Genomic DNA, 20,675 nt, shown 5'->3' on the forward strand with positions numbered 1-20,675 from the left:
CTGCGGGATGAACAGATTTGAAACGGGGGTCAAGTGTTAACGGCATCTTTGCGGATCGTCAAGAGTTTGACGCAGCAAAACCCATTGCCGTGAAGCAGTTCACTGTTTCACTTGTTTATGTACGCATTTTGTTAGGCGCACGTGAGGAAATCCTCACTTATGAAAACGCATGTAACTGATGGCCAGTTCAGGAGTTTCCGTATGGACAAAGAAAAACCCGCCGGTTTCCCGGCGGGTTCTCCATACGCGATGGCATCGTCAGCTGCGCAATGCGCGTGCGATCAACCGCACCACACCCGTGCGTTGCGGAACATGCGCATCCACGGTGAATCGCCCTGCCACTCGGACGGGGCCCAGCTCAGGTTGAGCGCGCGCGGGGTGCGCTCCGGGTGCGGCATCATGATGGTCACCCGGCCGTCGGTGCTGGTCAGGCCGGTGATGCCGTCGGGCGAGCCGTTCGGGTTCAGCGGGTACTGGCTGGCGACGTTGCCGTTGCCATCGATGTAGCGCAGTGCGACACGGGCTGTGGCCTGGTCGACGGCGTTGTCGAACACCGCTTGGCCTTCGCCATGTGCCACCGCCACCGGCAGGCGCGACCCGGCCATGCCACGCAGCAGGATCGACGGCGACTCCACCACTTCCAGCAGCGCGGTGCGGGCTTCGAACTGCTCGCTGGCGTTGCGGCGGAACTGCGGCCAGTGTTCGGCACCGGGGATGATGTCCTTCAGCTGGCTCATCATCTGGCAGCCGTTGCACACGCCCAGGGCGAAGCTGTCCTCGCGCGCGAAGAACGCGGCGAAGGCATCGCGCAGCGCGGTACGCTCGAGGATCGAGGTCGCCCAGCCGCGGCCGGCACCGAGCACGTCGCCGTAGCTGAAGCCGCCGCAGGCAACCAGGCCGGTGAAGTCCTGCAGCGCCACGCGGCCTTCGATGAGGTCGCTCATGTGCACGTCGAACGCGCGGAAGCCGGCACGTTCGAAGGCGTTGGCCATTTCGATCTGGCCGTTGACGCCCTGTTCGCGCAGGATCGCAACGCGCGGACGCGCCCCGGTCTGCACGAACGGTGCGGCAACATCCTCATTGGGATCGAAGCTCAACTTCGGCTTCAGGCCCGGCGCGGTAAAGGCGCGGGCGATCTCGCGCTCGGCATCGGCGTTGGCCGGATTGTCGCGGCGCTTCTGCATGGCGTGGGTGACCGACCACCAGGCATCGAACAGCGCTTCCCAGCGCCATTCGGCCAGCGAATCACCACCCAGCGACACCCGCACCACCGGCGCAGTGGTCGGCTTGGCGATGCGCTGTGCGCACTCGGTCAGCGCATGGCGCTCGACCAGGTCGGCGAACGCGGCGCGGTCTTCGCGGGCGATCTGCACAACGGCGCCCAGCTCTTCATTGAAGAGGCTGCGGAACGGGTCATCGCCCCAGGCATCGAGGGTGATGTCCAGGCCCAGGCGCGAGGTGAAGGCCATTTCGCACAGCGCGGCGAACGCACCACCGTCGCTGCGGTCGTGGTACGCGCGCAGCAGGCCGGCCTGGCGTGCATCGCGGATCAGCTCGAAGAAGCCACGCAGGCGCTGCGGGTCGTCCAGGTCCGGGGCGGCACCGGCGAAGGCCGGCAGGTCGCCGTGGTCGGCATGCACCTGGGCCAGGATCGAACCGCCCAGGCGCTGCTTGCCGGCACCGAGGCCGATCAACCACAGCTCGCTGTCGATATCGCGGTCCAGCAGCGGGGTCAGCTGCTGGCGCGCATCGGCCACCGGCGCGAACGCGGTGATGACCAGCGACACCGGCGACACGCTCTTGTGCGCCTGCCCCTGGTCGTGCCACTGCGCCTGCATCGACAGCGAGTCCTTGCCCACCGGGATGCTGATGTCCAGCTGCGGGCACAGTTCCATGCCCACCGCCTTCACCGCGTCGTACAGCAGCGCGTCTTCGCCCGGGTGGCCGGCAGCGGCCATCCAGTTCGCCGACAACTTGACTTCATCCAGCGCATCGACCGGGGCCGCGCACAGGTTGGTCAGTGCTTCGCCAACGGCCATGCGGGCCGAGGCAGCCGCGTCCAGCAGCGCCAGCGGCGTGCGTTCGCCCAGTGCCATCGCCTCGCCGGCCACGCCGTCGAAATCGGCCAGGGTGATCGCCACGTCGGCCACCGGCAGCTGCCACGGGCCGACCATCTGCTCGCGCGCGGTCAGGCCGCCCACGCTGCGGTCGCCGATGGTGACCAGGAAGTTCTTGGAGGCCACGGTCGGGTGTGCGAGCACGCGCAGCCCGGCTTCCTGCAGATCCAGGCCACCGGTCTTCAATGCCGGCCAGCGCGGTGCCGGCGGGTGCGCGGTATCGCGGTGCATCTTCGGCGGCTTGCCGAACAGCACGTCCATCGGCAAATCGATGGGCGCATCGGCCGGGATGTTGCCCGGCACGGCACCATAGGCCACCACCAGGTGTTCGGCTGCGGTGGCGACACCGACCGCAGCGAACGGGCAGCGCTCGCGCGCGCACAGCGCGGCGAATTCAGCCAGGCGCTCCTGCGCCACGCCGAGCACGTAGCGCTCCTGCGACTCGTTGCACCACAGCTGCATCGGCGACAGCGACGGATCGTCGGTGGGCACCTTGCCCAGGTCGATGATGCCGCCCACGCCGGAATCGTGCAGCAGTTCGGGAATGGCGTTGGACAGGCCACCGGCACCGACGTCATGGAAGAACTTGATCGGATTGTCAGCGCCCATCGCCACGCAGCGATCGATGACCTCCTGGCAGCGACGCTCCATTTCCGGGTTGTCGCGCTGCACGCTGGCGAAGTCCAGGTCCTCGGCGCTCTCACCGGAAGCGACCGAACTGGCGGCACCGCCGCCGAGGCCGATCAGCATCGCCGGGCCGCCGAGCACGATCACGGCATCGCCGTCCTGCAGCAGGATCTTGTCGACCTGCACGCGATCGATGGCGCCGAGGCCACCGGCCAGCATGATCGGCTTGTCGTAGGCGCGCACCAGGTCGGCGCCTTCCGGCAGTTCGAAACTGCGGAAGTAGCCGAGCAGCGCCGGGCGGCCGAATTCGTTGTTGAACGCGGCGCCGCCGAGCGGGCCGTCGGTCATGATCTCCAGCGCCGGGGCCATGCGCGGGTTCAGCGCACGCGGCGCTTCCCACGGCTGCGGCAGCTCGGGAATGCGCAGGTGCGAGACCGAGAATCCGCTCAGGCCGGCCTTCGGCTTGCCGCCACGACCGGTCGCACCTTCGTCGCGGATTTCACCACCAGCGCCGGTCGACGCGCCCGGGAACGGCGCGATCGCGGTCGGGTGATTGTGCGTTTCCACCTTGATCTGGAACGCGCTGGGCACCTGCGGTTCGCGGCGGTACTCGCCGCTGGCCGGGTCCGGGCGATAGCGCGAGGCCGGATGGCCTTCGATCACCGCCGCGTTGTCGCTGTACGCGCTGAGCGTGTGCTGCGGGGTCTGCTGGTGGGTGTTCTTGATCATCCGGAACAGCGAGCGGTCCTGCTCCTGGCCGTCGATGGTCCAGCTGGCGTTGAAGATCTTGTGCCGGCAGTGCTCGGAATTGGCCTGCGCGAACATCATCAGTTCCACGTCCGACGGCGACCGGCCCAGCGCGGTGAAGCGCTCGCGCAGGTAGTCGATCTCGTCCTGCGCCATGGCCAGGCCGAGGCGCTGGTTGGCGGCCTCCAGCTGGTCCACCGGCACGCGCTCCAGTTCGCCACGGGCCGGGGTCGAGAACAGGGAGTGGCCCTGATCGACGCTCTCCAGCACCGACTGCGTCATCGGGTCGTGCAGCACCTTGACCAGCGCCTGCTGGGCGGCAGCGTCTGTCGGCCAGCCCTGCACGTCGATGCGCAGGCCACGCTCGACCCGGCTCACCGGCTGGCCGGCACCGCGGACCAGCTCGCTGGCCTTGCTCGACCACGGCGACAGCGTGCCCAGGCGCGGCACCACGATGCGGCTGACCGCACCGTCAGCGACCGCCTCGGACTGCGGGCGGGCTTCCAGGATGCGGCACAGGGTATCGACGTCGGGGGCGGCAGTGCCCTCGGCCTGCACGAAGTAGACGTGCCAGGCACCGCTGATGCGCAGGGAGGGAGCGATGGACTGCAGGCGGGATTCAAGACGTTCGCGGCGGAACGGCGACAGGGCGGGCGCGCCCTCGAGGACCATCATGTCCGGGGAACCGTAGTTGGGAAACGGGCCCGACATTGTACCGGAAGCGGGGGTAGGCTTCGGCCGGGCGGCGCCCGGCACCCGCCGAGGCCAGGGCAACAGCAACAGCAACAGCAACAGCAACAGCAACTGCCAAAGCAAAAGCGGGGTTCCCGTGGGATGGCAGGGTGGGTCCGGTTGCGGGGGACGCCGTGAATCCGTCCATGGAGGCTCGGTCGCCGCATCCATGCGGCTCACGCCCCCGCAACCGGACCCACCCCGCCTTCGACAGATTTCCGCGATCTGCGGTAGATCCACGCCATGCGTGGATGTTCTGCGGTAATGCCGGCCGCTGGCCGGCAACCAGGGAACATCAGAAATCAGGCATTGAAGAGCGGAAGAGCGCAGCGACCGGCTTCTGCTTTTGATTTTCTGTTCTGTCTTTCGTGGCTGGCGCCCGCAGGAAATTGTCCGTGGCCGGGCGGGTGGGTTGCGCAGGGGCGTAAGCGCCATGGATGGCGCGCCCGAGCCTACAGGGACGTATTCACGGCGTCCCCTGCGCAACCCACCCGCCCGGCCCACCCCCAGAAATCCGCTGTAAACGACCAACCCCAGCCACGAGGGGCTCCGCCGATGGCCGCCGACCGCGCGCCAGCGCCGCTCTCCGCCAAATCCCCGAACCATGCACTCGCTCACGGATTGACCACGCAATTGATGACAACGTTGTCCCCACCTGGCGCCGGACTCTCTCCCCGGCCCACCAGGTACCTCCGTCCGCCCCCTCCGTCGCCTTCCCGGGCGACGTCCGGACCCTGCGTTACGTGCGGCGCCGTCTTGGCCCGCGCGCCAACCATCGATCGGAGACACACCATGTACGACCCGCTTGTGCAGAGTGCCGATGTACGCAGTGCCCACCCTTCCCTTCATCGCTGTCGCCCGCGCCGTCTGGCCTGGTTGCTGGCCCTGGCCGGGGCGGTCGCCCTGCCCGGCCTGGCCCAGGCCGCCAGTTGTGCCGGCGTGGCCGAGTGGGATCAGGCCAAGATCTACCGCAGTGGCGACACCCTGCAGAAAGGAGGGGTCCTCTACCGGGCGAACCAGGACATCTGGAATGCGCCGCCGGACCATCCGGCCGGGGCGCCCTACTACACCAACCTCGGCGCCTGCGACGGCGGCGGGGCCAACCAGCCGCCGGTGGTCAGCCTGACCTCGCCGGCCAACGGCGCCACCTTCAGCGCCGGCAGCACGGTCAACGTGACCGCCAACGCCAGTGATGCGGACGGCAGCGTCAGCAAGGTCGAGTTCTTCCGCGATGGCAGTTCGCTGGGCATCGACACCAGCGCGCCGTACAGCGCCAGCTGGGCCAACGCCAGCGCCGGCAGCCACACCCTGCGCGCGGTCGCCACCGACAACAACAACGCCACCGCCAGCACCGCGACCATCACCATCACCGTCAACGCGGCCAGTGGCGATACCACCGCGCCCAGCGTGCCCGGCGGCCTGGCCGTGGGCACCCGCACCGCCAACAGCATCGCCCTGAGCTGGAGCCCCTCCACCGACAACACCGGTGGCAGCGGCGTGGCCGGCTACGACGTGTACCGCAATGGCAGCCTGGTCGGCTCGCCGTCCAGCGCCAGCTATGTCGATGGCGGCCTGACTGCATCGACCAGCTACAGCTACCGCGTGCGTGCCCGCGACAACGCCGGCAATGCGTCGGCACAGGGCACGGCAGTGACCGCCAGCACCCTGGCCGGCGACGGTGGCACCACCGGCAAGCGGGTCATCGGTTACTTCACCCAGTGGGGCATCTACGGCCGCAACTACCGGGTCAAGAACATCGACAGCAGCGGTTCGGCCGCGCGCCTGACCCACATCAACTACGCCTTCGGCAACGTGCGCAACAACCGCTGCGAGGTGGGCATCACCCAGGCGTCGGACCCGAACAGCGGTGCCGGTGGCGATGCCTTCGCTGACTACACCAAGGCCTTCGGTGCCGGCGAAAGCGTGAGCGGCAGCGCCGATACCTGGGACCAGCCGCTGCGCGGCAACTGGAACCAGCTCAAGCAGCTCAAGGCCAAGTACCCGGGCATGAAGGTGCTGATTTCGCTGGGTGGCTGGACCTGGTCGCGCGGCTTCTCCAGCGCGGCGCAACCGGCCAACCGCCAGGCCTTCGTCGCTTCGTGCATCGACGCCTACATCAAGGGCAATCTGCCGGTGACCGATGGTGCCGGTGGCCCCGGTGCGGCGCTGGGGGTGTTCGATGGCATCGACATCGACTGGGAATACCCGGTGGCCTGCGGTATCGCCTGCGGCACGCCCGAGGACAACGCCAACTTCACCGCGCTGATGGCCGAATTCCGCCGCCAGCTCGATGCGGTGCGCCCGGGCCTGCTGCTGACGGTGGCAGTCGGCGCCGGCATCGACAAGATCCGCGTCACCGATCCGGCCGCGTACCACCCGTACCTGGACTACATCAACGTGATGACCTACGACTTCCACGGCGCGTGGGATGCGAAGACCAATCACCAGTCGGCGCTGTTCGATTCGCCGAATGATCCGTCCACCGGCGACCAGAAGCTGTACAACAGCAACGACGCCATCGAGGCCTTCATCAGCCGTGGTGTTCCCGCCGCCAAGCTCAACCTGGGCATCGGTTACTACGGGCGCGGCTGGACCGGGGTGACCAACGCCAACAATGGCCTGTACCAGAGCGCCACCGGTGCGGCACCGGGTACCTACGAGGCCGGCATCGAAGACTGGAAGGTGCTGAAGAACCTGGCGTGGCCGAGCTACACCGACAACACCGCCGGTGCCACCTGGATCTACAACGGCAGCACACTGTGGAGCTTCGATACCCCGGCCAACATCACCCGCAAGATGGGCTACGTGAAGACCCAGGGACTGGGCGGTGCGTTCGTCTGGGAGTTCAGCGGCGACGATGCGCAGGGCACGCTGACCAAGGCGGTCAGTGATGGGTTGAAGTAAAAAAAAAGCCGGGGGCGCACTGCGTCCCCGGCTTTCTGTCTGATGCATCCGCCGGGCATGGCCCGGCGCTACCCGCCCATCCACGGTAGCGCGGGGCCATGCCCGGCGGCGTTTCAATCAGCGCTTGGCCGACAGCTTCTCCAGCGCGGCACGCAGCTGCGCCGGCGGCAGGTAGCCGCCGAGCTGGGTGCCATCGGGCGCGAAGATCGCCGGCGTGCCATTCACGCCCAACTGCTGGCCCAGGGCGTACTGCATCGCCACCGGGTTGGTGCAGTTCTTCGCTGCCACCGTGCCACCACGCTTGGCGTTGGTCAGCGCCTGGCGGCGATCGGCCGCGCACCAAACCGAGATCATGTCGGTGTAATCCTTGCTGCCCAGCCCCATGCGCGGGAAGGCCAGGTATTCGACGGTGATGCCGTTGCGGTTGAGCTCGGCGATGTCCTGGTGCAGCTTGCGGCAGTAGCCGCATTCGATGTCGGTGAACACGCTGATGGTGTACTTCGCGTTCGGTGCGGCGAACACGATGCGGTCGCCATGGTTGGCCTTGGCCAGCAGGTCGCGACGGTAGCCCAGCAGGCCTTCGCTGTTGGCCGGGCTCTTGGCGCGGGTGTCGTAGGGCTGCGACTGGAACAGGTAACGGCCGTCGTCGGAGACGTACAGCAGCTGGCCGGAGACCACCACTTCACGGAAGCCCGGGAAGGGCGCGGCACCGATGTAGTCCACCTGGAAGCCGGGGTTGAGCTCGGTCAGCGCCTTGCGCACGGCCTGCTCGGCCGGAGCATTGGCCGTGGCGGCAGGGCCGGTCTTGGCTGCCGCTGCAGCGGGGGCCTTTGCGGCGGGCGGGGCGGGCTGGGCGCAGGCACTCAGGCTGAGCGCGCCGAACACGGCGGCGATGGCGAATCGGAGCATGGAGCAGTCCGCAGCAGAAAGAAGACCCCGGATTCTGACACAGCCATCCTGAGCGGTCCGCGATGCCGCGCACAGGCCCGGCAGGGGTTCAGCCGCGGGCTCAGCCGCGTGGATGATGGCGGGCGTGCAGTTTCTGCAGGTGTTCGCGTGCGACCAGCGTGTAGATCTGCGTGGTGGACAGCGAGCTGTGGCCCAGCAGCATCTGCAGCGCGCGCAGGTCGGCGCCACGGTTCAACAGGTGGGTGGCGAAACTGTGCCGCAGGCCATGCGGACTGATCCCCGCCGGGTCGATACCGGCCACCGCCGCGTATCGCTTGACCAGGTGCCAGAAGGCCTGGCGGGTCAAGCCATGCAGCGCCGGTTCGATGAACAGGGGCGTCTGCCCGTCGGCCAGCGCCTGCACCTTGCCCTTCCCCACCAGCTGCGGTCGCGACTGCTGCAGGTAGCGTTCCAGCCAGTACTGCGACTCCTCGCCCAGCGGCACCAGGCGTTCCTTGCTGCCCTTGCCGGTCACCCGCAGCACGCCCTGGCGCAGGTTCACCGCGGTGGCGGGCAACAGCACCAGCTCGCTCACCCGCAGCCCGGCGGCATACATCAGCTCCAGCATGGCGCGGTCGCGCAGGCCGAGCGGACTGTCGATATCCGGTGCCGCCAGCAGCGCGTCGATCTGGCTCTCTGCCAGTGCCTTGGGCAGCAGCCGTGGCAGCTTCGGCGGGTCCAGCAGTGCGCTGGGATCCTCGCTGCGTTCGCCACGCCGCACGGCATCGGCAAAGAACGCGCGCAGCGCCGACAGCAACCGCGCGTTGCTGCGCGGCGACCAGTTGTGGCGGGTGCGCCAAGCCAGGTAATCGAACAGACCGGCACGTTCAATACCGGCCAGACCACCGTCGCGCCCGTCACACCAGCGCGCCAGGCCTTCAAGGTCGCGGCGATAGCTGTCCAGGGTGGCGCGGGCCAGACCGTGCTCGGCCCAGATCGCATCGAGGAAGCGCTGGATGCGCTGGCTGTCCTCGCCGCGCAGCTCGGGCAATTGCTGGACCAGCTGACGACGTTCGGCGGGGGTGGAAGTGACGGCCATGCACGCAGGATACGAGGCCAACTGCGGGCACGGCCAGCATTGCGTATGCTCGGCACATGTCGAGCCCCGCCACCGATGCGGCCCACGTCGCCGCTGATACGCCCCGCCCGCGCGCGCTGCTGCTGTGGCGCCTGCTGGCGATGATCTATGACGCGCTGCCGGTGCTGGCCTTGTGGATGCTGGCCGGCACGGCCTTCACCCTGGCCTATACGTTCAGCGGCCATGCGCAGCGCGACAACATCGCGCCTTTCAGTGCCTGGCAATGGCTGTTGTGGGCGGTGTGCTGGGCCATGACCGGGTGGTATGCCACCGCCAGCTGGCGGCGCGGTGGGCAGACGCTGGGCATGCGCCCGTGGCGCTTGAAGCTGGAATCACGCGATGGCACGCCGTTGCGACGCGGCCAGCTGTGGCTGCGCTTCGCGGTGGCCACGCTGTCGTTGCTGCTGGGCGGATTGGGCTTCTGGTGGGCCTTGGTGGATCGCCAGCGGCTGACCTGGCACGACCGCGCGAGTGCCACGCAGCTGCTGCGGATGCCAAAGCGCTGACCTGTCCTGGCAGCGCCGGGCCATGCCCGGCGGACGCGGGATATCGCACACCTTCGCCGGGCATGGCCCGGCGCTACCGGAATCAGCCCGATTTGCGCCGGAACAACAACCCGGACACGGCCAGCATCACGATCGGCGGCAGCGCGTAGGCAATGCGGTAGTCGAACTTGAGCGCACCGGCCATGCGGCCGAAGAACAGCTGCAGCAGCCAGAACGCCAGCGCGAACAGGATGCCCAGGAACAAGCGCTTGCCCATGCCGCCACTGCGCAGCGAACCGAACGCGAACGGCACCGCCGCCAGGCACAGCGCCAGCACATTCAACGGATAGAACCAGCGGCTCCAGTACACATCCTCGTAGTCGCGTGCATCCAGCCCGTTGCGCTCGCGGTAGGCGATGCTGGTGCTCAGCTCGGACACGCTGAGGTTGCGCGGCTTGGCGATGCCGGTGGCCAGGGCGCCGGCATCCAGCTTGGAATTCCACGGCTCACGGGCCGCTTCCTGGCGCGTTGCCGAGCGCTCGCCGAAGGTGTCACGGCGCACGCCGGTCAACACCCAGCCATCCTTGTCATGCTCGGCGGTGGCCGCATGGGTCAGCGTACCGATCCGACCCTCTTCGTCGATCTTGTACAGGCGCACGTCACGCAGAATCAGCCGGGTGCCCTTGTCGCCGACCAGCTGTTCTTCGCCACTCTGTGCGTTGAGGAACGTGTCACCTTCACGCGCCCACAGGCCGGAGTAACGCGCCACCGCCATGTCGGTGCCCCACTTGGCACTCATCTTCAGCGAATCGGCGCGGTTCTGGCCCCACGGCCCCAGAGTCTCGGCGCTGATCACCATCAGCCCGGTCAGCAGCGACAGGGCGATCGCCACCGACACGCTCAGGCGCTTGCGCGACAGGCCCAGCGCGCGCAGCGCCGTCAGCTCCGAGGTCGCGGCCAGCTGGCCCAGGCCCATCAGCGCGCCGATCACCGCCGCGGTCGGGAACATCGTGTAGGCCCGGCGCGGCACGGTGTACAGCACCCAGGCAGCAGCATGGCCCAGCGAATAGCCGTTCTTGCCGATGTCCTTGAACTCGCCGGAGAAGGCCATCAGCACGTCCAGGCCCACCAGCACCGCCCAGGTCAGCAGCACGGTACCCAGCACTGCCCGGCCCAGGTACAGATCGAAACGCATCGGTCGCAGCATCATGCGCGGGCTCCCTTCGGGCGGGCCATGCGGCCGTCACGCGCGTACATCCAGATCGCCAGTGCCAGCAGCGGCAGGGTCAGCCACCACAGGCCAAGCGCCGGCGGAATCTGGCCATTGGCGATCCAGCCACTGCCGATGAACATCAGGTTGGTACCGACCATGTAGGCCATCAGGGCCAGCATCATCCGCCCATAGCGCTGCTGGCGCGGCGAACTGCGTCCCAGCGGCACGGTCAGCAGGGCAAAGGCCAGTGCGATCAGCGGCGGCGCCAGGCGACGGTGCAGCTGTGCCTGGGCCTCGGGGCGCTTGTCACCGAACAGCGCGGTGGTCGGCATCAGTTCGGGGTCATCACTCTTGCGGGCCTCACTGCCGTCGGGCAGCGCCACGTCGTTGCGGGCGAAGGTCGCCAGGCGGTAGTCCAGTGCGCCGGCCGCCGGCCCTTCCAGCTGGTGGCCATCATCCAGTTCGAGGAAACGCTGGCGGGCGCCTTCGAAGTACATGCGGCCGCTGGCGGCGGACACCACTTCAAGGCGATCCTCCTTCTGCCGCTGCAGGAACACCCGGCCCAGCTGGCTGCCATCGGGCGAGATCGAGGCGACATAGACCACCCCGCCATTGGGCAGCGGGGTGAACCGGCCCGGCTCCAGGCCGGCCATCAGCACGCTGCGGTTGGCGTCCTGGACCATCTGTTCGGCGGTGCGCCCGGCCCAGGGGCCGAGCCACAGCGAACAGGCACCGACCACCGCGATCACCGGCAGCACCAGCATCAGCAGGGGCTTGAGCAGGCGCCGGGGGCCGACACCGATGGCGGTGATGACCGCCATTTCCGAGTCGCGGTAGAGGCGGGCAATGGCCAGCAGCAGGCCCAGCATCAGTGCCAGCGGCAGGATCAGCGGCATGTAGACGATGAACTGCAGGCCCAGCTGCGAGAACAGCAGCTTGGCCGGCAGCCGCCCGTCGGCGATGTTGCCGAGGATGTCCACCAGCACGCCGCCCACGCTGACCACCAGCAGGACGATCAGGGTAGCCAGGAAACTCTGGACGAAATCGCCCAATAGATAGCGGTCGAGCTTCAACATGGGGCGGTGGTTTAAACTCTCAGGTTCGTTCGCGGTGCCGCCCAGTCTAGCGTCTGGGCGTAAACGGTCCGCGATTGTACGGACTTGCCAATGGAATCTGCTCAATGGCTCTCGAATTCACCCTGAACCACCTCGCTGCGGCTTCGGCCGCCGTTGACTGCATCGTCGTCGGCGCCTATGCCGACCATACCCTGACTGCGTCCGCGCAGGCACTGGATGCTGCAAGCGGTGGCCGCCTGGCCGCCCTGGCCCAGCGCGGCGACCTGTCCGGCAAGACCGGCGCCACCACCCTGCTGCACGACCTGCCGGGCGTGACCGCCCCGCGCGTGCTGGTGGTCGGCCTCGGCGATGCCGCCCGCTTCGGCGTGCCGCAGTACCTGAAGGCGGTCGGCGATGCCGTGCGCGCGCTGAAGGCCGGCGCTGCCCGCAGCGCACTGTTCACCCTGTCCGAAGTGGCAGTGAAGGACCGCGACGCGGCCTGGGCGATCCGCCAGGCGGTGATCGCCGCCGACCACGCGGCCTACCGCTACACCGCCACCCTGGGCAAGAAGAAGGCCGACGATGCCGGCCTGGCCCAGCTGGCCATCGCCGGTGATGACGCGCAGGCCCTGGCCCAGGGCCAGGCCATCGCCGCCGGTGTCGAGTTCGCCCGCGAGCTGGGCAACCTGCCGCCGAACTACTGCACCCCGGCCTATCTGGCTGAAGTGGGCGTGAAATTCGCCGGCGAGCATGACGGTGCCGAAGCCGAGATCCTCGACGAGACCCAGATGGAAGCGCTGGGCATGGGCTCGCTGCTGGCCGTGGCCCGTGGCTCGGCCAACCGCCCGCGCCTGGTCGTGCTGAAGTGGAGCAATGGCGGCGACGCCAAGCCCTACGTGCTGGTCGGCAAGGGCATCACCTTCGATACCGGTGGCGTCAACCTGAAGACCCAGGGCGGCATCGAAGAGATGAAGTACGACATGTGCGGTGGCGCCAACGTCATCGGCACCTTCGTCGCCGCGGTCAAGGCCAAGCTGCCGTTGAATCTTGTGGTGGTGGTCCCGGCGGTGGAAAACGCCATCGACGGCAATGCCTACCGTCCGTCCGACGTCATCACCTCGATGTCGGGCAAGACCATCGAAGTGGGCAACACCGACGCCGAAGGCCGCCTGATCCTGTGCGACGCACTGACCTACGCGCAGCGCTTCGAACCGCAGGCGCTGGTCGATGTGGCCACTCTGACCGGTGCCTGCATGGTCGCCCTCGGCCACCAGACCGCAGGCCTGATGAGCAAGCACGACGACCTGGCCAACGAACTGCTGGCCGCCGGCGAGCAGGTCTTCGACCGCGCCTGGCGCCTGCCGCTGTGGGACGAGTACCAGCCGATGCTGGATTCCAGCTTCGCCGACGTCTACAACATCGGCGGCCGCTGGGCCGGTGCCATTACCGCCGGCTGCTTCCTGTCGCGCTTCGCCGAAGGCCAGCGCTGGGCCCATCTGGACATCGCCGGCGTGGCCAGCGATGAAGGCAAGCGTGGCATGGCCACCGGCCGTCCGGTCGGCCTGCTGAGCCAGTGGTTGCTGGACCAGGTCGCCCGCGCCTGACGCTGTACCTGACCCTGGCCGGCAACCGCCGGCCGGGGCCTCGCCGGTCCAGCCGCCACCCGGCATGGATCGGCACCTGCCTCACCTGGATGCCGCCATGCCCCGCGCCGACTTCTACCTGATCGCCAAGCCCCGTTTCCTGACCGAGCCGTTGCGCCTGGTCTGCGAGCTGGCGCGCAAGGCCAATGACGCCGGGTTGTTCACCCTGGTCCTCGCCCGCGACCAGGCCCAGGCCGAAGAACTTGACGAACTTCTCTGGTCATTCGACGACGATGCCTACATTCCGCACCAGATCGTAGGTGAGGACGTGGACGAGGAAGAAGCCCTGGTACTGATCGCCCCGCCCGGCGGCGAGGCGCCCGTGCGGCCGCTGGTGATCAACCTGCGCGACGAACCCTGGCTGGGCCAGTGCGAGCGCGTGCTGGAAGTGGTCCCGGCCGATCCGGAAGCGCGCGAACCACTGCGCGAGCGCTGGCGCCAGTACAAGACCGCCGGCTACGACCTGAACAAGCACGACATGTAAGCCCCCGCGAGGACCCCTTGATGCGCCTGCTGATCGCCCTGATTCTTCCCTGGCTGTCCTTTTTCACCATCGGCCGGCCGTTTGCCGGCATCGTCTGCCTGATCCTGCAGATCACCCTGATCGGCTGGCTGCCCGCCGCGATCTGGGCTGCCTATTCGGTCAGCCAGTACCACACCGACCAGAAGATCCGGCGCACCCTCGGGTCGCGCTGATCTCCCTTCCCGCCTTGATGACTGGTTCCCCCGCATGACCCAACTCGCCTCCAGCTACGACCCGAAGTCCTTCGAGACCGACCTCTACGAGGCCTGGGAGAAGGCCGGCCATTTCAAGCCGTCCGGCAAGGGCGAGCCGTACACCATCCTGCTGCCGCCGCCGAACGTGACCGGCACCCTGCACATGGGCCATGCCTTCCAGCAGACCCTGATGGATGCGCTGGTGCGCTACCACCGCATGCGCGGCTACGACACGCTGTGGCAGGTCGGTACCGACCACGCCGGCATCGCCACCGAGATGGTGGTCAGCCGCAACCTGGCGCTGGAAGGCAATGGCGAAACCCGCGATTCGCTGGGCCGCGAGGGCTTCATCGGCAAGGTGTGGGAGTGGAAGCAGCAGTCCGGTGACATCATCGAACGGCAGATGCGCCGCCTGGGCACCTCGGCCGACTGGTCGCGCAGCACCTTCACCATGGACCCGCAGCCGTCCGAAGCGGTGATCGAAGCCTTCGTGCGCTGGCACGAACAGGGCCTGATCTACCGCGGCCAGCGCCTGGTCAACTGGGATCCGGTGCTGAAGACGGCGATCTCGGACCTGGAAGTGGAGAGCGCCGAGGAAGATGGCTTCCTGTGGTCGATCGCCTACCAGCTGGATGAAGGCCTGAGCTACGAGCACGTCGAGCGCGATGCCGACGGCGTCGAAACCCTGCGCGAAACCCGCGATTACCTGGTGGTCGCCACCACCCGCCCGGAAACCCTGCTGGGCGACACCGCGGTGATGGTGCATCCGGAAGACGAGCGTTACCTGCACCTGATCGGCAAGAGCGTGGTGCTGCCGCTGACCGGCCGCCGCGTGCCGGTGATCGCCGATGACTACGTGGACCGTGCGTTCGGTACCGGCGTGGTCAAGGTCACCCCGGCGCATGACTTCAACGATTACCAGGTGGGCGTGCGCCACAGCCTGCCGATGATCAACCTGTTCACGCCGGTGGCCGCGATCAACGACAACGCGCCGGAACGTTTCCAGGGGCTGGACCGTTACGACGCGCGCAAGGCCGTGCTGGCTGAACTGGAAGACCTGGGCATCCTGGTCGAGACCAAGGCACACAAGCTGCAGGTGCCGCGCGGCGACCGTACCGGCCAGGTGATCGAGCCGTACCTGACCGACCAGTGGTTCGTGAAGATGGACGAACTGGCCAAGCGTGGCCTGGAGCTGGTCGAGAACGGCAGCATCTCCTTCGTGCCGCCGAACTGGATCAACACCTACCGCCACTGGATGACCAACATCCAGGATTGGTGCATCAGCCGCCAGCTGTGGTGGGGCCACCGCATTCCCGCATGGTTCGATGCCGCCACCGGCAGCTGCTACGTCGGCCGCAGCGAAGACGAGGTGCGGGCGAAAAACAATCTCGGCAGCGACGTCGTGCTGAGCCAGGAAAGCGACGTGCTGGAGACCTGGTTCTCCTCGCAGCTGTGGCCGTTCTCCACACTGGGCTGGCCGAACGAGCAGGCGATGGCCGAGCGCGGTTTCGACCGCTACCTGCCGTCGTCGGTGCTGATCACCGGCTTCGACATCATCTTCTTCTGGGTGGCGCGCATGATCATGGCCACCGACAACCTGACCGGGAAGATCCCGTTCAAGGACGTCTACTTCACTGGCCTGATCCGCGACGGCCAGGGCCAGAAGATGTCCAAGAGCAAGGGCAACGTGCTCGACCCGCTGGACATCATCGACGGCATCACCATCGATGACCTGGTGGCCAAGCGCACCGGCGGGCTGATGCAGCCGCGCATGGTCGAGAAGATCGAGAAGGCCACGCGCAAGGAGTTCCCGGACGGCATCGCCGCCCATGGTGCCGATGCGCTGCGTTTCACCATCGCCGCGCTGGCCACCCATGGCCGCGACATCAAGTTCGACATGAACCGTGCCGAGGGTTACAAGAATTTCTGCAACAAGCTGTGGAATGCCAGCCGCTTCACCCTGATGAACACCGAAGGTGCAGCGTTCACCGGTGCGCCGACGCCGCGGACCGATGCCGAGCGCTGGATCCTCTCTCGCCTGGCCGCCACCACCGCCGAAGCGCAGGGTCATTTCGCCGCCTATCGCTTCGACCTGTTGGCGCAGTGCCTGTACGAATTCGCCTGGAACGAGTTCTGCGATTGGTTCCTGGAGCTGAGCAAGCCGGCGTTGAACGGTGCCGATGCCGCCGACGCCGACAGCACCCGCCACACCCTGCTGTACGTGCTGGAAGCGCTGCTGCGCCTGCTGCACCCGCTGACCCCGTTCATCACCGAACAGCTGTGGCAGCAGCTGGCACCGCGCCTGGGCCTGGCCGAAACCACGCTGTCGCTGCGGCCGTACCCGACCGCCGCCGAATTCGAGGGCGATTTCACCCAGGCCGAGGCCGACGTGGAATGGTTGAAGGCGGTGATCAGTGCGGTGCGCCGCGTGCGCAGCGAACTGAACGTTGCCCCGTCCAGGCTGGTGCCGCTGCGCCTGCTGGCCGGCCAGGAACATGCCGGGCAGAGCCAGGACCGCGAGCGCATCGAGCGCTTCAGCGCTTCGCTGTCGTTCCTGCTGAAGCTGGACGGCATCCAGTGGCTGGACGACGCACAGAGTGCGCCGCCGGCCGCCGCCGCGATCGTCGGTGAGCTGAAGCTGCTGGTGCCGCTGGAAGGCCTGGTTGATCTCGATGCCGAGCGCGCGCGCCTGGACAAGGAGATCAAGCGCGTGGAAGGCGAACAGGAGAAGAGCGAGACCAAGCTGGCCAAGTTCTCCGACAAGGTTCCGCCGGCGGTGATCGAGCAGGAACGCGTGCGCCTGGTCGACTGGAACAACCAGCTGGCCGGCCTGCGCGAACAGCGCGCGAAGCTGTAACGCCTCCCGGGTGGGTGCGGACCTTGGTCCGCACCGCTGTGATGTGCCAACCCAGGTTGGCACCTGCCAAAGCACCAACCCTGGTTGGCACATTCTCGAGGTCGACGCCGGGCAATGCCCGGCGTTTCCTTTTGCCACGCGTGGCATCATCGCTTGATGCCGCTTTCCATCTTCCTGCTGGTCCTCGCCGCCGCCGCACTGCACGCCAGCTGGAACGCGATCGTCAAACGCGGGCCGGACAAGTTCCTCGGCACGGTGCTCGTCACCGGCAGCGCTGCGCTGTTGTCTGCGCTCGTCTTGCCGTGGCTACCCTTCCCCGCCGCGGAAAGCTGGCCGTGGCTGGGCGCTTCGGTGCTGCTGCAGGTGACGTATTACGCGTTGGTCGCACGCTGCTACCAACAGGTCGACATGAGCCTGGCGTATCCGATGATGCGTGGTTGCGCGCCCATCCTCGTTGCGCTGGCCGGCGCCGTGCTCGGCGAACGCCTGCCGCCGTCGGCCTGGCTCGGTGTCCTCCTGGTGAGTGGCGGCATCCTGTGCATGGCCCGCGGCGCACGTGGCGGCCAGCTGCGGCTGCCGTTGCTGACGGCGGCGATGATCGCCACCTACACCCTGGTCGATGCGCAGGGCGCGCGACTGTCCGGCAATGCGCTGAGCTACACGTTGTGGCTGTTCCTGCTGTCGGGCATTCCGTTGCCGTTGTGGGCGCTGCATCGGCAGCGCGGCAAGCTGCTGGCGTATGCGCGCCAGCACTGGCCGCTGGGCGTGGCCGGCGGCATCGGTACCACCGCCTCGTATGCGATGGCGCTGTGGGCGATGACCCAGGTGCCGGTGGCAATGGTATCGGCGCTGCGCGAATCGTCGATCCTGTTCGCGCTGCTGATCTCGGTGTTCCTGCTGCGCGAGCGGGTACCGCGTGCACGCTGGGTGGCGGCAGCATTGATCGTGGCTGGCGTGCTAGCGCTGCGGCTGGCGTAAACAACGCATCGGTAGCGCCGGGCCATGCCCGGCGAGCGCAGCGGCCACGCGACGCCCATTACAGCGGCGGCATTGTCTCCAGCTCGCCGTCCACCAGCTCGATCGCCATCACCAGCGCATCTTCGCGCCCCTGCGCAGCAGGGTAGTAGCGGGGGCGCCGGCCGATCTCGTTGAAGCCTTCGCTGTGATACAGCGCCAGCGCCGGGGTATTGGACGGACGCACTTCCAGGAACACCCGCTGCGCGCCTCGATCACCGGCCAGGCGGACCAGCGCACGCAGCAACTGGCGGCCGAGCCCACGCGACTGCACCAGCGGATCGATGCAGATGTTCAGCACATGTGCTTCATCGGCAGCGAGGCTGAGCACGCCATAGCCGATCAACAGGCCATCGCGCTCCATGGCCAGGCCGGGGTAACCGGCACGCAGGCAATCCAGGAAAATGCCGCGGGTCCAGGGATAGGGGTAGCCACGCACTTCGATGGCCATCACCGCGTTGAGATCGCTCTCGCGCAGCGCACGCAACGCCACCGGTCCGGGCTGGCTGACCGCGCTCATGCGGTTCCGCCCTTGCGCAGCGCGCGCAGCTGCGGCCACAACGCGCGCTTGGCTGCGGGGTCGCGACGCAGTTGCTCCAGCGGCCAGCTGTCCATCAGTGCCTGGGTGGCGGGGTCGTTGGGATTGCAGCCCGAGGCACGCAACAGCGCGATCTGCAGGCGGTCAGGCAGGCGCACCAGCGGCTGGCGCGCGTTGCCGGTGGGCAGCGGACGGGCCGCAGCCGGGACGGTGTCCGGCGCCGCCACCGGCACGGCAGTGCGTGGTGGCGCGCGCTCGGGCCGAGGTTCCGGCGCCGCGCCGCGCTGGCTGGGTGCGTGCTGCATCGAAGGTGGAGCCGTGCGCGTCGCCTCGACCGGCACGGGTGCCGATGCTGCGGCTTCAGCCACGCTCAGCTGCAGTGCCGCGTCCATTTCGGCGGCCAACTGGCCGTCGTGATAGACGGTGTAGCCCATGGCCTGCAGCCAGGCCTGCTGGGCCGGGGACCACAACACGGGCAGGTCCTGGCTCACGCCGCCTCGGGCTTCTTGCGCAGGCGCTGCACGCCCCACATCACCGGGCCTGACAGGGCGTACAGGATGCCGACGACGAACAGCACGCGGGGCAGGTCGATCACCGCGATGGCGATGGCGATCGGCACCAGTGCCAGCACCAGGAACGGGACACGGTCCGAGCGCGCGCCCTGCTTGGCCGCGCCGCCCTTGAAGCTCCAGAAGCGGATGCGGCTGACCATCAACAGTGCGGCGACCAGGGTCACCGCCAACGCCACGAAGCGCAGCTCGTTGCCGTTCCAGCCCAGCGTGCCATCGGCGAAGGCCCAGACGAAGGACATCATCAGGCCGGCGGCAGCCGGACTGGCCAGGCCAACGAACCAGCGCTTGTCGACAACGGCCACCTGGGTATTGAAGCGCGCCAGGCGCAGCGCCGCGCAGGCGGCGTACAGGAACGCCACCGCCCAGCCGAGGCGACCGACCAGCTCACCGTCGTATTTCAGTTCCGACAGGGACCAGTGATACATCACCAGGGCCGGTGCCATGCCGAAGCTGACCAGATCGGCCAGCGAATCGTACTGCACGCCGAACTCGCTGCTGGTACCGGTCAGGCGCGCGACACGGCCATCGAGGCCGTCCATCACCGCCGCCACGAACACGGCGATGCTGGCGTTGACGAAATCCCCGTTGGCCGCGGCGATGATGGCGTAGAAACCAGAGAACAGCCCAGCCGTGGTGAACAGGTTGGGCAGCAGGTAAATCGTGCGCGAGCGCGGCGGCGGTGTGATCGGGTCCATGGAATCCAGTTTAATCGACTTGCCAGCGGTCGGCGCCAATGCTGCAATCGGCGTTCTACGCCCATTCTGCGGAGTTTGCCATGCGTGCCCTGTCCTGCCTGGGTTGCCTGCTGCTGTTGGCCAGTACCACTGCGCTGGCCGGCCCTGTCTACAAGTGGAAGGACGCCAAGGGCGTGACCCAGTATTCGGAAACGCCGCCGGCCGGGGCAAAGTATGAGACGCGTGCCCAAGCCAGGACAGCGGCGACGGACGCGGCCCCCGAGCCTGCCGCCGCGCCGGTGCCGGAACAATGCAGCACCGCTCGCGCCAACGTGACGCTGCTGGAAGGCACCGGCCCGGTGATGCAGGACACCGATGGCGATGGCAAGGCCGATACCGCGCTTACCCCGGAACAGCGCAGCGCGCAGAAGGGCCTGGCCGAGGCGGCGATCAAGGCGTACTGCCCTCCGGCGGGTTGAGGGGGGATCGGCCGGGCGGCGCCCGGCACCCGCGGTAGTGCCGGCCGCTGGCCGGCAACCTCAACTGCAACGGCAACAGCCGGCCCTGGGTTTTCCTTTGATTTGGCGGGGCGGTGTGGGTGGGCAGGACACGCCGTAAACCCATCCCTGAAGTGACCCCCTGGAGTTGGACACCTGATCCAACCCCGAGGGTTACATGAATAGATATGAGGTTTGTTTCAAATTGCAGGTCGCCAAAGAGGCCTGCAAGACCTCCACATCGGTCAAGGCGGTTG

General features: G+C 67.7%; 16 protein-coding genes. 8 read left to right on the forward strand and 8 right to left on the reverse strand.

The genetic code is table 11. The annotated features are described in order from the left end of the window. Nucleotides 1-281: 281 nt before the first annotated feature. Nucleotides 282-4,166 carry a phosphoribosylformylglycinamidine synthase gene (gene purL, locus LC407_RS19030; RefSeq protein ID WP_223483412.1) on the reverse strand — a complete coding sequence of 1,295 codons (3,885 nt, stop codon included), beginning with the start codon at nucleotides 4,164-4,166 and terminating at the stop codon, nucleotides 282-284. A gap of 849 nt (nucleotides 4,167-5,015) precedes the next feature. Here purL and LC407_RS19035 point away from each other — a divergent pair. Continuing rightward, nucleotides 5,016-7,127 carry a glycosyl hydrolase family 18 protein gene (locus LC407_RS19035; protein WP_223483413.1) on the forward strand — a complete coding sequence of 704 codons (2,112 nt, stop codon included), beginning with the start codon at nucleotides 5,016-5,018 and terminating at the stop codon, nucleotides 7,125-7,127. Nucleotides 7,128-7,244: 117 nt separating this feature from the next. Here LC407_RS19035 and LC407_RS19040 read toward each other — a convergent pair whose 3' ends face one another. Both LC407_RS19040 and xerD read right to left on the reverse strand, forming a co-directional pair. Beyond that, nucleotides 7,245-8,036 (reverse strand): thioredoxin fold domain-containing protein, encoded by a 792-nt coding sequence (locus tag LC407_RS19040; RefSeq protein ID WP_025879353.1) that lies wholly within the window; start codon nucleotides 8,034-8,036, stop codon nucleotides 7,245-7,247. 100 nt (nucleotides 8,037-8,136) lie between these two features. Continuing rightward, nucleotides 8,137-9,114: a site-specific tyrosine recombinase XerD gene (gene xerD, locus LC407_RS19045; RefSeq protein ID WP_223483414.1), complete on the reverse strand. Its 978-nt coding sequence runs from the start codon at nucleotides 9,112-9,114 to the stop codon at nucleotides 8,137-8,139. Nucleotides 9,115-9,170: 56 nt separating this feature from the next. Between xerD and LC407_RS19050 the strand changes: the two genes are divergently transcribed. Next, the gene (locus LC407_RS19050) at nucleotides 9,171-9,659 is read left to right on the forward strand and encodes an RDD family protein (RefSeq protein WP_025879355.1); all 489 of its coding nucleotides are present in this window, start codon (nucleotides 9,171-9,173) and stop codon (nucleotides 9,657-9,659) included. An 82-nt stretch (nucleotides 9,660-9,741) separates the two neighbouring features. Here LC407_RS19050 and lptG read toward each other — a convergent pair whose 3' ends face one another. Beyond that, nucleotides 9,742-10,848 (reverse strand): LPS export ABC transporter permease LptG, encoded by a 1,107-nt coding sequence (gene lptG / locus LC407_RS19055; protein WP_025879356.1) that lies wholly within the window; start codon nucleotides 10,846-10,848, stop codon nucleotides 9,742-9,744. Continuing rightward, complete coding sequence (lptF, locus tag LC407_RS19060) at nucleotides 10,845-11,927, reverse strand: LPS export ABC transporter permease LptF (protein ID WP_032977254.1); 1,083 nt, start codon at nucleotides 11,925-11,927, stop codon at nucleotides 10,845-10,847. Before lptF ends, lptG begins: the two co-directional genes overlap by 4 nt. Nucleotides 11,928-12,031: 104 nt before the next feature. On the opposite strand from lptF, the gene LC407_RS19065 reads away from it, so the two are divergent. The 5 genes from LC407_RS19065 to LC407_RS19085 all read left to right on the forward strand — a co-directional run bounded on the left by LC407_RS19065 (nucleotide 12,032) and on the right by LC407_RS19085 (nucleotide 18,101). After that, complete coding sequence (locus tag LC407_RS19065; RefSeq protein ID WP_059065965.1) at nucleotides 12,032-13,510, forward strand: leucyl aminopeptidase; 1,479 nt, start codon at nucleotides 12,032-12,034, stop codon at nucleotides 13,508-13,510. Nucleotides 13,511-13,607: 97 nt separating this feature from the next. Next, nucleotides 13,608-14,033, forward strand: a complete 426-nt coding sequence (locus LC407_RS19070; RefSeq protein ID WP_025879359.1) for a DNA polymerase III subunit chi — start codon at nucleotides 13,608-13,610, stop codon at nucleotides 14,031-14,033. Between the two features lie 20 nt (nucleotides 14,034-14,053). Then, entirely contained in the window at nucleotides 14,054-14,245 is a 192-nt protein-coding gene (locus LC407_RS19075) for a YqaE/Pmp3 family membrane protein (RefSeq protein WP_025879360.1), read from the forward strand. Between the two features lie 34 nt (nucleotides 14,246-14,279). Further along, a complete protein-coding gene (locus LC407_RS19080) occupies nucleotides 14,280-17,123 on the forward strand; it encodes a valine--tRNA ligase (RefSeq protein ID WP_223483415.1) in 2,844 nt (947 codons plus the stop codon). Nucleotides 17,124-17,279: 156 nt separating this feature from the next. After that, complete coding sequence (locus LC407_RS19085) at nucleotides 17,280-18,101, forward strand: EamA family transporter (protein WP_223483416.1); 822 nt, start codon at nucleotides 17,280-17,282, stop codon at nucleotides 18,099-18,101. Nucleotides 18,102-18,159: 58 nt separating this feature from the next. Here the strand turns inward: LC407_RS19085 and rimI are convergent, their stop codons facing one another. From rimI to pssA, 3 genes are read right to left on the reverse strand one after another with little or no spacing between them, the layout of a single operon-like run. Beyond that, nucleotides 18,160-18,657: a ribosomal protein S18-alanine N-acetyltransferase gene (rimI, locus tag LC407_RS19090; protein ID WP_032952160.1), complete on the reverse strand. Its 498-nt coding sequence runs from the start codon at nucleotides 18,655-18,657 to the stop codon at nucleotides 18,160-18,162. Further along, a complete protein-coding gene (locus LC407_RS19095) occupies nucleotides 18,654-19,166 on the reverse strand; it encodes a hypothetical protein (protein WP_032977246.1) in 513 nt (170 codons plus the stop codon). The genes rimI and LC407_RS19095 overlap by 4 nt, the downstream gene beginning before the upstream one ends. Beyond that, nucleotides 19,163-19,942: a CDP-diacylglycerol--serine O-phosphatidyltransferase gene (pssA, locus tag LC407_RS19100; RefSeq protein WP_025879365.1), complete on the reverse strand. Its 780-nt coding sequence runs from the start codon at nucleotides 19,940-19,942 to the stop codon at nucleotides 19,163-19,165. The genes LC407_RS19095 and pssA overlap by 4 nt, the downstream gene beginning before the upstream one ends. 80 nt (nucleotides 19,943-20,022) lie before the next feature. Here pssA and LC407_RS19105 point away from each other — a divergent pair, with 80 nt between their 5' ends. Then, entirely contained in the window at nucleotides 20,023-20,400 is a 378-nt protein-coding gene (locus LC407_RS19105) for a DUF4124 domain-containing protein (protein WP_025879366.1), read from the forward strand. The last annotated feature ends 275 nt before the right edge of the window (nucleotides 20,401-20,675 follow it).

This window comes from Stenotrophomonas sp. OVS01A, from assembly GCF_019969775.1.
Lineage (GTDB): Bacteria > Pseudomonadota > Gammaproteobacteria > Xanthomonadales > Xanthomonadaceae > Stenotrophomonas > Stenotrophomonas indicatrix.

Bases quoted from the DNA above. Each gene is read 5' to 3' on its own strand.
- purL (WP_223483412.1), bottom strand. From the start codon at position 4,166: ATGATGGTCCTCGAGGGCGCGCCCGCCCTGTCGCCGTTCCGCCGCGAA.
- LC407_RS19035 (WP_223483413.1), top strand. From the start codon at position 5,016: ATGTACGACCCGCTTGTGCAGAGTGCCGATGTACGCAGTGCCCACCCT.
- LC407_RS19040 (WP_025879353.1), bottom strand. From the start codon at position 8,036: ATGCTCCGATTCGCCATCGCCGCCGTGTTCGGCGCGCTCAGCCTGAGT.
- xerD (WP_223483414.1), bottom strand. From the start codon at position 9,114: ATGGCCGTCACTTCCACCCCCGCCGAACGTCGTCAGCTGGTCCAGCAA.
- LC407_RS19050 (WP_025879355.1), top strand. From the start codon at position 9,171: ATGTCGAGCCCCGCCACCGATGCGGCCCACGTCGCCGCTGATACGCCC.
- lptG (WP_025879356.1), bottom strand. From the start codon at position 10,848: ATGATGCTGCGACCGATGCGTTTCGATCTGTACCTGGGCCGGGCAGTG.
- lptF (WP_032977254.1), bottom strand. From the start codon at position 11,927: ATGTTGAAGCTCGACCGCTATCTATTGGGCGATTTCGTCCAGAGTTTC.
- LC407_RS19065 (WP_059065965.1), top strand. From the start codon at position 12,032: ATGGCTCTCGAATTCACCCTGAACCACCTCGCTGCGGCTTCGGCCGCC.
- LC407_RS19070 (WP_025879359.1), top strand. From the start codon at position 13,608: ATGCCCCGCGCCGACTTCTACCTGATCGCCAAGCCCCGTTTCCTGACC.
- LC407_RS19075 (WP_025879360.1), top strand. From the start codon at position 14,054: ATGCGCCTGCTGATCGCCCTGATTCTTCCCTGGCTGTCCTTTTTCACC.
- LC407_RS19080 (WP_223483415.1), top strand. From the start codon at position 14,280: ATGACCCAACTCGCCTCCAGCTACGACCCGAAGTCCTTCGAGACCGAC.
- LC407_RS19085 (WP_223483416.1), top strand. From the start codon at position 17,280: ATGCCGCTTTCCATCTTCCTGCTGGTCCTCGCCGCCGCCGCACTGCAC.
- rimI (WP_032952160.1), bottom strand. From the start codon at position 18,657: ATGAGCGCGGTCAGCCAGCCCGGACCGGTGGCGTTGCGTGCGCTGCGC.
- pssA (WP_025879365.1), bottom strand. From the start codon at position 19,942: ATGGACCCGATCACACCGCCGCCGCGCTCGCGCACGATTTACCTGCTG.
- LC407_RS19105 (WP_025879366.1), top strand. From the start codon at position 20,023: ATGCGTGCCCTGTCCTGCCTGGGTTGCCTGCTGCTGTTGGCCAGTACC.